This window comes from Paenibacillus sp. DS2015 (assembly GCF_050433705.1).
Lineage (GTDB): Bacteria > Bacillota > Bacilli > Paenibacillales > Paenibacillaceae > Paenibacillus_AQ.
This window is the reverse complement of record NZ_JBNPWS010000039.1, coordinates 33,218-47,637: the sequence shown is the minus strand read 5'-3', so window position 1 is coordinate 47,637 and position 14,420 is coordinate 33,218. Positions and strand designations below refer to the sequence as shown.

General features: G+C 40.6%; 13 protein-coding genes. 8 read left to right on the top strand and 5 right to left on the bottom strand.

Annotation, left to right across the window (positions count from 1 at the left end):
* Positions 1-585 precede the first annotated feature (585 nt).
* Positions 586-1,611 (bottom strand): CapA family protein, encoded by a 1,026-nt coding sequence (locus tag J2T13_RS23260; RefSeq protein WP_429374804.1) that lies wholly within the window; start codon positions 1,609-1,611, stop codon positions 586-588.
* Positions 1,612-1,773: 162 nt separating this feature from the next.
* Here J2T13_RS23260 and J2T13_RS23255 point away from each other — a divergent pair, with 162 nt between their 5' ends.
* The gene (locus J2T13_RS23255) at positions 1,774-3,150 is read left to right on the top strand and encodes an alkaline phosphatase (RefSeq protein WP_429374803.1); all 1,377 of its coding nucleotides are present in this window, start codon (positions 1,774-1,776) and stop codon (positions 3,148-3,150) included.
* Positions 3,151-3,237: 87 nt separating this feature from the next.
* Here J2T13_RS23255 and J2T13_RS23250 read toward each other — a convergent pair whose 3' ends face one another.
* Positions 3,238-4,188: an alpha/beta hydrolase gene (locus J2T13_RS23250; protein WP_429374802.1), complete on the bottom strand. Its 951-nt coding sequence runs from the start codon at positions 4,186-4,188 to the stop codon at positions 3,238-3,240.
* A gap of 491 nt (positions 4,189-4,679) precedes the next feature.
* On the opposite strand from J2T13_RS23250, the gene J2T13_RS23245 reads away from it, so the two are divergent.
* Positions 4,680-5,042 (top strand): response regulator, encoded by a 363-nt coding sequence (locus tag J2T13_RS23245; RefSeq protein WP_429374801.1) that lies wholly within the window; start codon positions 4,680-4,682, stop codon positions 5,040-5,042.
* A 108-nt stretch (positions 5,043-5,150) separates the two neighbouring features.
* Here J2T13_RS23245 and J2T13_RS23240 read toward each other — a convergent pair whose 3' ends face one another.
* Positions 5,151-5,456 (bottom strand): MTH1187 family thiamine-binding protein, encoded by a 306-nt coding sequence (locus tag J2T13_RS23240; RefSeq protein ID WP_429374799.1) that lies wholly within the window; start codon positions 5,454-5,456, stop codon positions 5,151-5,153.
* Positions 5,457-5,817: 361 nt separating this feature from the next.
* Between J2T13_RS23240 and J2T13_RS23235 the strand changes: the two genes are divergently transcribed.
* The 4 genes from J2T13_RS23235 (at position 5,818) to J2T13_RS23220 (ending at position 10,002) form a co-directional block, all read left to right on the top strand.
* The gene (locus J2T13_RS23235) at positions 5,818-6,096 is read left to right on the top strand and encodes a hypothetical protein (RefSeq protein ID WP_429374809.1); all 279 of its coding nucleotides are present in this window, start codon (positions 5,818-5,820) and stop codon (positions 6,094-6,096) included.
* Positions 6,051-6,182, top strand: coding sequence for an anaerobic ribonucleoside-triphosphate reductase (nrdD, locus tag J2T13_RS23230; protein ID WP_429374797.1), 132 nt, complete (start codon positions 6,051-6,053; stop codon positions 6,180-6,182). The genes J2T13_RS23235 and nrdD overlap by 46 nt, the downstream gene beginning before the upstream one ends.
* A gap of 381 nt (positions 6,183-6,563) precedes the next feature.
* Positions 6,564-8,897, top strand: coding sequence for a ribonucleoside-diphosphate reductase subunit alpha (locus J2T13_RS23225; protein ID WP_429374795.1), 2,334 nt, complete (start codon positions 6,564-6,566; stop codon positions 8,895-8,897).
* A gap of 73 nt (positions 8,898-8,970) precedes the next feature.
* Positions 8,971-10,002 carry a ribonucleotide-diphosphate reductase subunit beta gene (locus J2T13_RS23220; RefSeq protein ID WP_429374794.1) on the top strand — a complete coding sequence of 344 codons (1,032 nt, stop codon included), beginning with the start codon at positions 8,971-8,973 and terminating at the stop codon, positions 10,000-10,002.
* A 254-nt stretch (positions 10,003-10,256) separates the two neighbouring features.
* Here J2T13_RS23220 and ssuE read toward each other — a convergent pair whose 3' ends face one another.
* Complete coding sequence (ssuE, locus tag J2T13_RS23215; RefSeq protein WP_429374808.1) at positions 10,257-10,820, bottom strand: NADPH-dependent FMN reductase; 564 nt, start codon at positions 10,818-10,820, stop codon at positions 10,257-10,259.
* Positions 10,821-11,254: 434 nt separating this feature from the next.
* Between ssuE and serS the strand changes: the two genes are divergently transcribed.
* Both serS and J2T13_RS23205 read left to right on the top strand, forming a co-directional pair.
* Positions 11,255-12,535, top strand: coding sequence for a serine--tRNA ligase (serS, locus tag J2T13_RS23210; protein WP_429374793.1), 1,281 nt, complete (start codon positions 11,255-11,257; stop codon positions 12,533-12,535).
* A 565-nt stretch (positions 12,536-13,100) separates the two neighbouring features.
* Positions 13,101-13,571 (top strand): hypothetical protein, encoded by a 471-nt coding sequence (locus J2T13_RS23205; protein ID WP_429374791.1) that lies wholly within the window; start codon positions 13,101-13,103, stop codon positions 13,569-13,571.
* A gap of 8 nt (positions 13,572-13,579) precedes the next feature.
* Here the strand turns inward: J2T13_RS23205 and J2T13_RS23200 are convergent, their stop codons facing one another.
* Positions 13,580-14,212, bottom strand: coding sequence for an NAD(P)-dependent oxidoreductase (locus tag J2T13_RS23200; RefSeq protein WP_429374790.1), 633 nt, complete (start codon positions 14,210-14,212; stop codon positions 13,580-13,582).
* Positions 14,213-14,420: the final 208 nt, after the last annotated feature.

The following is a 14,420-nucleotide window of genomic DNA, read 5'->3' as shown; positions in this document are numbered from 1 at the left end:
TAATGCAAGCTTTTTTTCAATTTCATTTTCATGTGATTGTTAAGCTTTCTGATTCGTTTTGACCGCCATTTGTTGGCCGGACTAATAATATATCATCTCTATTATTAATATGCAAGCTTTAATTTTAATTCAAAGCCAACACTACTGTTACGCATTATTGTAGCAGATCTATGGTTCTCCTCTTTCTCATAGCATAGCCTTGCCAACAATAGACGAGTTAATGATATTAAATCTCGCCTATTTATTAATCTGATGTACCATCGTAAAATTTCCTTTCATCTTATATAGCTCTTTTATCATCCTTCTTATGGTCTCATTTTCTTTGTATAACTAGCAGATCAGACAAGTGATCACAAAATAACCTTTAAGAGTTCTTCAAAGAATCATCTATGGAGCAAGGTGTAACACTAGAATATTTTCAGTATCAAATCTAACTTCAACCCTCGGAGTCCACTGCTCATGTAGGTTCCACTTACACCCTGCTACTCCTTCTTCGCTCTAAAACTCAGCTTGTCGGTCCTAAATAGTCGAATTTATGATTACGCACATTCGTATTTATGTATTCATCTGCTCGATGTTCTCTATTTATTTCACCTCCGTGACCTTGCCCTTCGAATCAATGGCCGCATTAAATGAGAGTTTGTTCATCTTAGTAATAATGCTTTTATTGTAGCTCTTATCCATGAAGTTAGGTTGACCTCTTATAATTTTTACTGGCGTAATTTTACTTGTCATTTTATCGTTATCAATTTCAAAATCTACCATCATGGAATCTAGCGTCTTATCTCCGCCACGTGTCGACCGATTAAATATGAAGTTACCTAATGAATAATAGATGGGCTTATTCTTATAATACTCAATCCCCATCAAACAATGACTATGTGATCCAATAATAATGTCCGCTCCGCTATCTATCATCTGTTTAGCCATCGTACGTGCATACTTTTCAGGATAATCCATAAATTCTTGGTTCCAATGAATGTACATAATCGTGAAATCATTTGCTTTGGCAGATTTTTTGATCTCACTTAGCATGGGTTCAAGCGTATAAGCCGAGGCTGCCCCTGCACTCTTCTTACCCGCATACCAGGAAGGATCTGAAAGTACACGGCTTACCCCAATAACTGCGATTTTTTTACCCTTTATCGTTTGAGTATAAGGCTTAAAAGCCTCTTTTATATTCTTACCTGCGCCCGTATAACCAATATTGTATTTGTTCAAATGTAATAACGTGTCTAGCATCGCATCTTGTCCATAATCGAGAATATGATTATTCGCTAGAGTAACTCCGTCTATACCAGCATATATCAATCCCTTGAGGCTGGTAGGCTTGGAGCGAAAGGCAAACATCTTATCAGCAGCTTTGCCCCTGAGTGAGACAGGTGTCTCCAAATTTGCAAAGGCCATGTCTGCTTTTTTCAATATAGGTGCTACTTTTACAAACGGGTAGTTGGCTCCAAACTTAGTAATCTGATCCCCCACATAACCATCTAGGAGAATGTCACCTACAAAGACAAGCTTAATGTTTGTTTTTGTGAGAGATTCACTAGATACAACCGAAGTAGGATAGATAAATAATAGAATTAGTATAATGCCTAGTAATTTTCGCAAGAACACACCTCATTTACATATTTATTTAATTATAAACATATTTAACAAATGATTCACACAAAAATATAACTCTCTTTATATTCCAACAGTAAAGTTATCTACGTGCCTACCGATTGCAGGGTCGGAGAGTCCAATTAGAAAAGAACATACAGGAGGATCAATATGAAAAAATTAGCTAGTAGAATCTTACCTTTTGCCGTTGTATCTTCATTAGCGATAACCACGATTTTCTCAGGGTCAATATCTTACGCAGCCAGCAAGGACAAAGATCAGCCAAAAATTAAGAACGTTATCTTTTTAATCGGAGACGGCATGGGTCAATCCTATACCACTGCCTACCGTTACCTTAAAGATGATCCATCTACCCCTGTTATGGAACCAACAGAATTCGACAAGTACCTTGTAGGTAATCAAATGACTTATCCACATGACGAGAAGGAGAATGTCACCGATTCGGCTTCGGCTGCTACAGCTATGTCGGCTGGGGTCAAGACCTATAATGCTGCTATCGCTGTTGATACTCATCAAAAGGACGTTAAAACTGTTCTTGAACGTGCTAAGGAATTAGGAAAATCGACTGGCTTAGTAGCGACTTCGGAAATTACCCATGCTACACCCGCTGCATTCGGAGCGCATGACATCAGTCGTAAAAATATGGATGCTATCGCAGACGATTATTATGATGACCTTGTCAACGGTAAACACAAGGTGGACGTCCTCCTTGGTGGAGGATTGAAAAATTTCGTCCGTGAAGACCGTAATCTAACCGAGTTGTTTACAAAAGACGGCTACGGCTACGTGACCGATCGAGCGGGGCTACTAAAGAACACGAATGATCGCTTGCTTGGTTTATTCGCCCCAGGCGGCTTAGATAAAGCCATTGATCGAACGAACCAAACTCCTTCTTTAGTGGAGATGACAAATGCCGCAATTACACGATTGAACAAGAATAAAGATGGTTTCTTCCTAATGGTAGAGGGGAGCCAGATTGACTGGGCAGGACACGACAATGATATCGTAGGTTCAATGAGCGAAATGGCTGATTTCGAGAAGGCTTTTAAAGCGGCCATTGATTTCGCTAAGAAGGACGGTCATACGTTAGTTGTGGCTACAGCTGACCATTCAACAGGCGGATTGTCCATTGGAGCACGAGGAACTTATATCTTTGACGTAAGTCCAATTAAGGCCGCAAAACGTACATCTGACTTCATGTCTCAAGAAATATTCAAAGGTGCAAGCGTAGAACTAACCCTCAAGAAATATATCGATTTAACATTGACCGCAGAGGAAATTCAGTCCGTCAAGGATGCAGCAGCTACTAAGGAGCAAGATAAAATAGACAATGCCATTGATCTTATCTTTGATATCCGTACAAATACAGGCTGGACTACAGGCGGCCACACAGGCGAAGATGTTCCTGTATTTGCATACGGTCCAGGTAAGGAAATGTTCTCAGGACTTATTGATAACACAGACAATGCTAAAATCATCTTTAAAATACTAGAGGATAACGCTCCGAAAAAAACAAAAACTAAATAACCCCTCATAAAATAAGAAAGGCTACGCCTGTGTACAGGGCGTAGCCTTTCTTATTTTATTCATGAAAGCCAGTTATGTGCGTGCTGGCTACCCAATAATATATTCAGTAGCTTCATTTAATAATTGTTCAAAATTATCTGGATAATCATGATCCAAACCATCAACTTCTATAAATACATGATCCACATTCTTCTCATCCAGTAAGGTCACCAACTGTAACGTAGATTCATAACAATCTTCATCGTCATTGCCGCATATCACATATCCCTTCATATTCTTCTCAGCTAAAGTGTCCAATAAAGGCTCCCACTCTTCAATCTCTGGAAGCCATGGTGCAACCAAAATGAATCCCTTAGCCGATATTTCCCGAGACAAAAGCGCATTCAATGCTACTCCCGCCCCAGCAGAAAATCCTCCCACAATAACATTTGCTGTATCCCTTCCCGGAATCTCTACGAGTTGATGGTAATGCTCTTGTAGCTCATCTACTCCTTTATCTACATCTTCCCAATCATAGCTGTCTGAGAATTGAATTTGCGAGGACTGTGGTAATGCTAACATACACTGAGCCGACACGATAGACTTCCAGTATCCCTCTGATATTTCGATATTCTCTTGATCACCATGTAAGGAAATTAGTAGTATCTGAGATTCATCTTCCGAACGGTTCTCATCACGTATCACTTTTAAGACAGGTATTGCTGTTTGCTGTGCCTTAGCTTCTCGTTCCTTACAGCGTTGGACCATCTCTTGAAAGGCTTCATACTTATGGAGCGACTGCAAATCCTCATCTTCTATTAAATAATCATATCCATACCAATAACCACATTCTATGATGGCTTCTCTCATGATAGTCAATGCCTCTTGTTCAAGCCCTGCCGCACCTGCCAACGCATATCTATAATTAAATATTTGTGCTTTATTCCCCTGCACATCTCTCGCATGTTCTGTAATAAATTGGTAAGCTTCCAAGCTACCTGCATCCTCACTTAACTCTAATGTCCTATTTATTAATTGTGTAAATGTTAGTGTCGTCATGTTACCCTCCTTGGAATCACTCAACTTTATATATTTATTGTTAGAAAACGTAATGATTCTGTCAACGATCAGACAAAGTGATCTCTTTATAAAAAGGGAGAAAATGACGATATAATAATAGATTGGCCTAACGTTACTCTTTTCACACGGTATACATTCTAGTGAAAACCAATAATATGAGGGTTGTCATTAATTCTTTCTATTAAGCGGTTGTTCAAAAAGCCATCTATTAACCACAGGAAGTAATATTAGAAGGATATTTCCCTTCTAACCTGAGTTTCAACCCTTGAAGTCCGTTGCTCATGTAAGTTCACCTACACTCAGCTACTCCCTCTTCGCTCTGAACTCATCTTCTGAAGCGTTTAAAAAAACGCAGTAGCTTAAGCATACGCTAGGGTACTGAATAGTCGACTTTTTAAACAATCACTAAGGCGTTTGCTTTTAAATCAAGCTATTCGCTTATTTCGTTCTCAATATATGGAGGTACTACTATGGCAAAGATTTTGGTGGTTGATGATTCTCTATTTATGCGAGTTATTCTAAAGGAAATCATTCTAAACATGGGTCACACTGTTATTGGAGAGGCTGAGAATGGCATCGAGGCTATTCAGAGATATTCCGAACTACAACCCGATCTAATCACAATGGATATTAATATGCCTATGATGAGCGGAATTACTGCCCTCAAAGAGATACTAGAAATAAATCCCCAAGCTAAGATTCTGATCTGCTCTGCTCTTGGTCAACAAAAGTTCATTACAGAAGCCATTCGAGCAGGTGCCAAAGACTTTGTTGTGAAACCGATTCAAGAGGAACGCGTCATTGAAGCTATCTCCAAAATTATTTCCCGTTAAAAATACTAGTACTAATATTGAAATAAATAGAGATGTCTTGCAGTCGCAAGCTTCAGCACAGCTCTATTTATTATTCCCCAAGTTCTAAGTTGAGGAGTGACTCTACGGTTAGCAGTTCAGTTTCTCTTGTACCGATTTCAATTTCTGCACGCTGGATGAAGCTTTGTCTCGACGATCATCTATTTTGACGGATGTGGACACGCGTTGAGCTCCTGATATAAAAGGAGATTCATGCAAAGCAACAATAGCTTTCCATACTTCATCAAGAGGTCCCTCAATAATGGTACTCATAGATGTTAGTTGGTAAGTAACTCCTTGCTGTTGTTTCAATACCTTTTGCATATCTGCTACATAGGAACTTAGACTGGTTGTGGATGTTCCAATAGGAACTATCGTCACTTCAGCGATAGCCATTTTTAGTGCCTCCCTCATTTATTCATACAATCATTGTAACCAACTCACGAAGCAATCGCAAAGCCCATATAGCGTCTCCTATCTGACCTTATATAACCCTAATGATGTATATATTTGTATCATTGTTAAAGTTCACAATGGTGATTCCAGAGACAATCTGTTATAATCCCACATCCACTTCAGCTTATATAAAACAAAGGTTGCGCATACTATATATTGATGATATATTGATTTAACTACTTAACGATCGCTAAATATAGTGAATACAAACAAGTTCTATTTTCCAGAAAAAAACAACATCATATGCAGAGAGACGGGGTAGACAGGGGTAAGGTCCATCCAGCGCAATCTATTATCTACTGTGATGACACTCTTTGCAATTATATTTCAATGCCAGCAAAACTCACAGTATAGTGGAGTTTCTGGAAGCAAGCTCGATCATGACCTTGCTCCTTATGTCGCTAAGTCATTTGCGAAGAAATTCAATATAGGGTTACACTACTTTAGTGAGAATATTCCTTCGGAAGATCAAGAAATTACTCAAGGCAATTTAACATTAGCTAACGCCCATCCCCGTTCGTTCTTTCTTTTGCAATGCAAGAGGTACAAGCAGCATGTCAACAAGCGGCAGAAAACTTAATTCACGACTTACACACCCTGTCTAGCCGCACTGGTGGTCAGATTCCATTCACTAGCATGAATTACCGTACATCTACTATAAGCTGAAGGACACATGGTTATCGATCGTCTGTTGACTGCCACAATGCATGGAATCGGTAGTGGAGAGACACCTATCTTTCTATACCCAATCTTCAAATAAAGGTGGGAGTTACCCTGTCACCCGGAGATCCTTACTATCCTTTATTCTTAAAAGCTACTACTCCCTCCCTGCGTTCGCTGGAGGCGCCTTTTCACGAGTTCTGAAACGCAAGTGCAATCTCATATGTGAACTGAATGCTAACGCACGTAGTCGTCAGACTCTTTTTGGAATCTTCCCTTTCGCGGAAGTACAAATCAGCGTATTATGGATATTCAGGCTCTCTGAATTCGTTCTGCGGCAAATATAATCTCTAATATGAGATGATAAATATTGAAAGGAAGAAACCCATGCCCCAATTTGTAACTAAACCGAACAATCGCCAACTCGCTTTTGATGAAACTCGTCTCTCCGTTTATACTGATCGTCAACTAGAAGGACTAGAAGCACTTAATAAAGAACGTCTGGTCAAAAGTGTACTCAGTAAGCTTCGTCGTGAGGAAGTAACGGGTGAGGAGATTAGCAACGCCTTTACAATGGCGGCACTTGAGCTTGTTACCATAGAAGAACCCAATTGGAAATTTGCAGCAGCACGTTCCCTGCTTACTACCCTATATAAAAAAGCTGCTTATTATCGCAGATATAAATCATATCCAGACGAGCCTTACGGTGCACTATATCCTCTAATTTCTGACTTAGTTCAGAAGGGAATTTATCGTGAGGAGCTCTTGGAATACTATACAAAGGAACAAATTGAGGAACTTGCTCAGATTATCGACTATCGTCGCGATCTTCTATTTGACTACATCGGTCTTTTGACACTTACAGAACGTTACCTAACGACAGATTTCGATGGACATGTTATGGAATTGCCGCAGGAACGTTATATGGTCATTGCTATGTACCTCATGCACAAAGAGCCGGCTGAAAAACGTATGGAACTGGTCAAAGAATCTTACTGGGCGATGAGTAATCTGTATATGACTGCTGCGACTCCAACGATGTCTAATGCAGGTAAAAAAGTTGCCGGTCAACTCTCCAGTTGCTTCATAGACACTGTAGATGACTCCCTAGAAGGCATTTTTGACTCCAACACGGATGTTGCCCGTTTAAGTAAAATGGGTGGCGGAATTGGTGTTTATCTAGGTAAAGTTCGCGCACGTGGTTCGGATATTCGGGGTCATAAGAACACAAGTTCAGGAGTCATTCCATGGATTCGCCAATTGAACAATACGGCAGTTAGCGTAGACCAATTAGGAACACGTAAAGGTGCAATTGCTGTTTACTTAGATGTATTCCATAAGGATATTCTAGCTTTCCTTGATCTGAAATTAAACAATGGTGACGAGCGTATGAGAGCCCATGATGTATTCCATGGCGTATGTATCTCGGACATGTTTATGGAAGCAGTAGAAGCTCGTGGTGAGTTCAATTTGTTCTGTCCTCATGAAGTTAAGAAAGTCATGGGATGGAAAAATGAAGATGGACGTCCCCTTGGACTTGAAGATTTCTACGACGAGACGCTAGGTCAAGGAACATTCCGTGATAAGTATGCAGAAGCTGTTGCCCATCCTCTGCTATCCCGTATTACGGTCCCAGCGATCGACATCATGAAACGGATTATGAAATCTCAGCTTGAGACGGGAACACCGTATATGTTCTATCGCGATACCGTAAACCGCGCCAATCCTAACAGTGCACACGGAATGGTATACTCCTCCAACTTATGCACGGAGATTATGCAGAACCAATCAGCGACTGTTGTCGAGCATGAAGAATTAGTGACTAAGGATGGACAAACTAGAATAGTTATTTCCAAAATTCCTGGTGACTTCGTTGTATGTAACTTGAATTCTATCCATCTTGCGCGTGCTGTACCTGCAGGTGTTCTAGATCGACTAGTACCTATTCAAGTCCGCATGTTAGATAATGTCATTGATATTAATAATATTGAAGTTCTCCAAGCACAATATACAAACAGCCAATATCGTGCCGTTGGACTCGGCACTTTCGGATTGCATCATTTACTTGCACTTGAGGGCATTCGCTGGGAGTCTGACGAAGCCGTAGCATATAATGATAACCTGTATGAAAGAATCAACTATCTTCTTGTTCGTTCCAGTATGGAACTAGCTAAGGAAAAAGGATATTACCCTAAATTCCATGGCTCTGATTGGGAAAGTGGTGAGTATTTCAATCACCGTGGTTATACCGATGGTCAACATGTAGGGAAATTCGTCACCACTGCGGAGTGGAAGGAACTTCAACAAGAAGTTCAACAAACCGGTGTTCGTAACGCGTGGATGTTCGCGATTGCACCTAACGGTTCAACTTCGATTATTGCGGGTTCCACGGCGAGTATTGATCCACTATACGATTTATTGTCCTATGAAGAAAAAACAACATACAAAATTGCTAATCCAGCACCAGACTTATCAGATAAAACGATCTGGTATTACAAGACAGCCTTCAATATTGACCAACATTGGTCCATTAACATGGCATCTGCCCGTCAACGTCATGTCGATCAAGGTCAGAGCTTCAATTTCTACGTACGCCCTGACATTAAGGCGACTGATTTCTTGGACCTACACATTCATGCTTGGAAAGCAGGTATGAAGTCCACTTATTACGTACGTAGCCGTGCGCTAACGATTGAAGAATGCGATTCTTGCTCAAGCTAATGGATGACCCTGACCCCTACTAGACCTTCTCTTTATGGGAGGGTCCACAAGTACAATTAAAGGAGTAGTTTGTATGAAAATGCAGCAAATTTTCAATACTGAAGCACCTAACCAATCGACACGAATTATTGAAGGAGAATGCTCCGGCATTCTGAACTGGAACGATATTCGTATGCCCCATATGTATAAATTATATAAAGTACTGCTGCTCAATCACTGGATTGCTGATGAAATCCCGATGTCTAAGGATGCTCAACAATTTCCGGGACTAGATCCTGAAGAGCAACGTGTATTCAAGATTAATATATCATTACTTGCTGTGCTGGATTCTATGCAGACGATGTTTGTAGGAGACGTGAAACGTTATTTCACAGACTCTTCTCTTGAAGCCATCTCTGCAATTATCGGTCAACAAGAAGTGGTTCATAACCAATCTTATTCGTATGTTCTATCTTCTATTGTATCTGATCAAGAGCAGAAGGAAATATTCGAATATTGGAAGAAAGATCCTGTATTGCTAGAACGTAATCGTTTCATCGCAGATATTTATCAGAATTTCCGCGAAAATCAGAATCCACAGACCTTCTTTGAGTCTATGGTAGCCGATTTGATTCTAGAAGGTATTTTCTTCTATAGTACATTTGCTTTCTTCTACAACCTTGCACGTGACCAGAAGATGATGGCGACTAGCCAAATGATCTCGTATATTCAACGCGATGAGAACCAACATTGTTATTTCTTCGCTGAAGTATTCAAACAACTTCTGGTTGACTTCCCAGAGTTAAATACGAAGAAGAACATAGATTATCTGTATACTACAATTGATCAAGCGGTTGAGCTTGAAATCAATTGGGCTCACTATACACTTACGAATGTCCGTGGAATTGATCTAGATGAACTATCCGACTATGTCAAATACACTGCCAATAAACGCCTTAAATTAATGGGAATGGAGAAAGCTTATCAAGGTGTAGATGTCAATTGTATGCCTTGGATTAAACCCTTCTCTGATGATGCACTCAATACAACCAAAACAGATTTCTTTGAGGCGAAGTCTCGTAACTACGGTAAGGTAGGCGATGATAACGGGTTCGGAGATCTATAACCATCATTGTAGCGCCATTATGAAGCGTTCCGAATATACAAAGGGATCTAATCGTTAGCAAGCGGTTAAACTAATATCCATCCATAATTCACAATTCATAAAAAGGCGGCCGAAAGGTCGTCTTTTATTTAACCTGACATATAAAAATGGAGTGTCAAACTGTCACCAGTTTACACTCCATTGTCTTATTAAATTGAATTTATCACCATAAAACGGAATAGATTAATAGTAAGTTCAGTTCGGTTTATTATAAATTATAACTTCAATCCACTTTCCTTACGCTCTACTTTGAATCTTGTCTCTGTAGCCAATTCTTCTAAAGCTGCCTGCAAACGAAGTTGTAGGTCTTCTGAAATTTCAGTTCCTCCATCATCAGTACGAACGACTTGAGAGTCTACGGTATATACGCCACCTAGAATGTGACGTGCACCTAGTACAGATAAAACAGGCTTCAGCGCATAATCAATAGCAAGTAAATGAGCTAAACTCCCGCCAATAAATAAAGGTAACGTAATTTTTCCCGCGAATCCCTTTTCGGGTACAAGATCAAGGAATGTCTTGAGTACACCTGTGTAGGAAGCTTTATATACCGGACTTGCAATAATCACTCCATCAGCTTCTGCAAGGAGCCCATTAGCTTTTACAATATGCTCACTTTCAAATTTGGTATGAATAAGATCTTCTGCTGGCAACTTCACTACATCAATACGTTCCACTTCAAATCCTGATTTCTTCAGAAGATCCTCTGTATATTCAAGGATTGCATTAAGTCTAGAAGTCAATGTAGGACTTCCGTTAATTACAACAATTTTAGGCATCATTTCATTCTCCTCATCACATCATAATAGGTTAAAACCAATTATTATTATTCTGCTCATTCCACTATTTATATCTATTCCGATTAGTTTACTTAGCTTTAATTATGGTATCAATCATTTTTAATATTGTCAACACCTAGTTAGAACATTTACCTATATTGCATATAGCCTTTGTTTAGTTTATACTAGCGTCAAAGAATTGAACAGCTTATCACGCCTATGATCAGAATCCAACTGTGAGGCGTTTACGATCGGAGCAAGACTTTAAGCTCTCTAAGTTAACCGGCATCCGTCCGTTACCGCGGAACCAAGAGGATCGAAATTTGACCATCATGTCAGATTTCATCAAGTTGGGTGGCACCGCGAGCAGACGCTCCTCGTCCCAAAGGATGAGGGCGTTTTTTGTATTTTTATAGACAAAGGAGCTTGCGGACATGTTAGATATTCGGTTCATTAGAGAGAATTCAGAGTTATTACAGGAAACAGCACAGCACAAAAACATGAAGGTCTCGATCCCTGAGTTATTGGAGTGGGACAGCAAGCGACGCGACCTTCTGCAGAAGACAGAAGTGTTAAGAGCAGATCGTAACCGCTTGACGCAGACTATTGCGACGCATATGCAACAAGGTAATCTTCAAGCTGCCGAACCACTCAAACAACAGGTAAGAACAATGAACGAAAGACTCACCCTCGCAGATAAAGAATGGGCGGATGCCGATCAGCGTTGTAACGAGCTCTTACTCATGATCCCTAACGTTGTATCTCCCGACACTCCCAGAGGAAAGAATGATTCCGACAATGTGGAAATACGTATCAGTGGCGTGCCAACTGCATTTACATTCGAGGCCAAAGATCATGTCACCTTAGGTGAATTGCATGATTTAATTGATATTCCTCGCGGCGTTAAGACGGCAGGGAGTCGGAACTATTTTCTCAAGGGAGCTGGCCTCTTCCTTCATCTAGCTGTACAACGCTTAGCGCTTGATCTATTAACATCATACGGATTCACGCCCATGGATGTACCCGTCATGGTTAGACCCGAAGCCTTAAGGCGAACTGGCTTCTTTCCCTCAGGAGAAGACCAAACGTATGAGTTAGTCGATGAGAATAAATGGCTGGTTGGTACTTCGGAGGTATCCCTTGTATCGTATTATAGTGATGAAATTGTTGATCTCACTGAACCGATTAAATTAGCAGGAGTATCCACATGCTTCCGTAGAGAAATTGGATCAGCTGGGAGAGATGTTCGCGGCTTGTATCGAGTGCATCAATTCGCTAAGGTAGAACAGGTCGTCTTGTGTCCCAATGATCCTGCTCTATCGGAGCAAATTTTACAAGAAATCACAAGCCATGCGGAAGAAATTCTTACCTTACTAGAACTTCCCTATCGGGTAATGGCTGTCTGCACCGGCGATATGTCGCAGAAAACGTACAAACAATATGATATTGAGACATGGATGCCGAGCCGTCAGGCCTATGGAGAGACACATTCATCTTCTAATGTGCATGATTTTCAAGCGAGAAGGTCTAATATTCGATACAGAGATGCTAATGGAAAATTAGAATTCTGTCATACACTCAATAACACTGCTGTTGCTTCACCTCGAATACTCATCCCATTACTTGAGAATCATCAGCGTGAAGACGGCTCCATCTATATTCCTAAAGCTCTCCGTCCTTATATGGGCGGGCTTGAACAGCTTAATCTTCTATAAATCCGTAAGTGCATGAACAAAACTAAGCCCTCTCCATTCACTCAATTCGTGAATGTGAGAGGGCTTTTAATTCTTCATTAAAGGGAGCTTAATGTCTCCACCATCTGAACCTTTTGGGTGTGGCATGTGACGTGGATTTCGATAGCTCTTCGATTTCCTTCATCATATCTGAAGTGTGTGCATTTCCTTCTATTCCGTAATCCATTCTTTGCTAGGCTTCGTCCTCTTGCCACTTCGTACTAGAATATTGAATAGGCATAACCACTCTTTGCATTTCTGGAAATCCTTCATACATAACTCTAACCCTCCCCGGAATGTTTGCAAGCATTTACCTTGCAAATAATCATCCATCTTTAGGTACTGAAGGATATAGCAAGGTGTTGCCTGCTAAATGTTGGTTGCGCTTCCATAATAACATATCTCCAGACTTGTAGTAATGTGTAAGTGCTCTAATAGGTGTCATCCTTGTGTCATTAGCACTAAAGTTATGGGTACAGGAACCTTTTCTTACGTTCGTGATTATGCTGATGTTATTGACCCCAGCGAACAGAAGGAGCAACTCATAATGAGGACTAAACCCTATTCTCCCATGATGTGGCGAATCGAAATTGGAAGATATGTATTGCATAAGTTAGCCTGTGCAGGACTTGCTTATTTCACGTTGATGTTATTGTTAAACGTTCTACATTCGTTTGTCCTAGATAACCACAATGAGCCCCTAATCATTCTCCCCCTTTCTCCGGAACAGTGGATCTACGGATATATCATGATTGCCACTATCCTCGGTGACATCATATATTCCAAATTTCACACTTTATTGAAGATGAGTTTAGCATTTCTGTATACAATATTGGGATTTCTAACAGGCTTCTTCTTATTTATCAATGAGGTGGTGGGTCATCCTTGGCTCATAGGTGTGATGGGAATGGGCTCTATTCTACTCTTCTATGCAAGCACAATAGCCATACCCCGGGAATCTCTTGCGACTCCCCTCATGGCATGGCTTATTCCAATCATAACTTGGGTATTGTTATAAGTAACTATTCAATACGCTACCGTAAACCGGGCACGTGTGAAATAAGGATCTTCCACTTCATCAATCATTGCAGCTGCAAAGTCTTGAATTGAAATATAACTTCGATCCGCTTCATCTAGAACGATCTTATCTGTACCAATTCGAAACTGGCCCGTACGGCGTCCAGATTCTATCGTCGCCGCTGGACTGAGATACGTCCAATCCAAGTCTGACTCACTATATATACGCAGGGCTTCAGCATGTGCAATAGCTAGTGGACGATACTCCTCAGGGAAGTCAGGTGTATCCATCAATTGAAGTCCAGGCGATACTTCCAAACTACCCGCACCACCCACAACAAGAAGTCGTAACACACCCGCACGGCGAACCCCTTCTATCAGTGACCGAGCGGCCTCCAACAGTGCATCTTCTCCACCAAAAGAAGGACCATAGGTACTAACAACAGCATCGTGACCTAACGAGATAGAGGCCACCGAAGCAGGATTCATAATATCGCCCTCAACCACTCGTAAATTATCGTGTTGTTCTGTCCATTGCTTAGCATCACGCACAACAGCGGTCACTTCAAAACCACGATTTAATGCTTCACGTCCAATACGCTGACCAATGTTCCCATTTGCTCCAAATAATACAATCTTCAATTCTAAGTCCCTCTTTTCATAGTCTTTATGTCTTTAGTACATTCTATCTAGGTGCAATCAATCTGCCCAAGGTTTTATTTATGGTTCAAGTTATTTTACCACCACAACCCTGCGCTTACACCCTACTGTCCTAAACTTTCTTTATGATGTAACATATAAACATGTTCATAAACCCCTTAAACTGGGTTATACATATAAGTATGTAGGA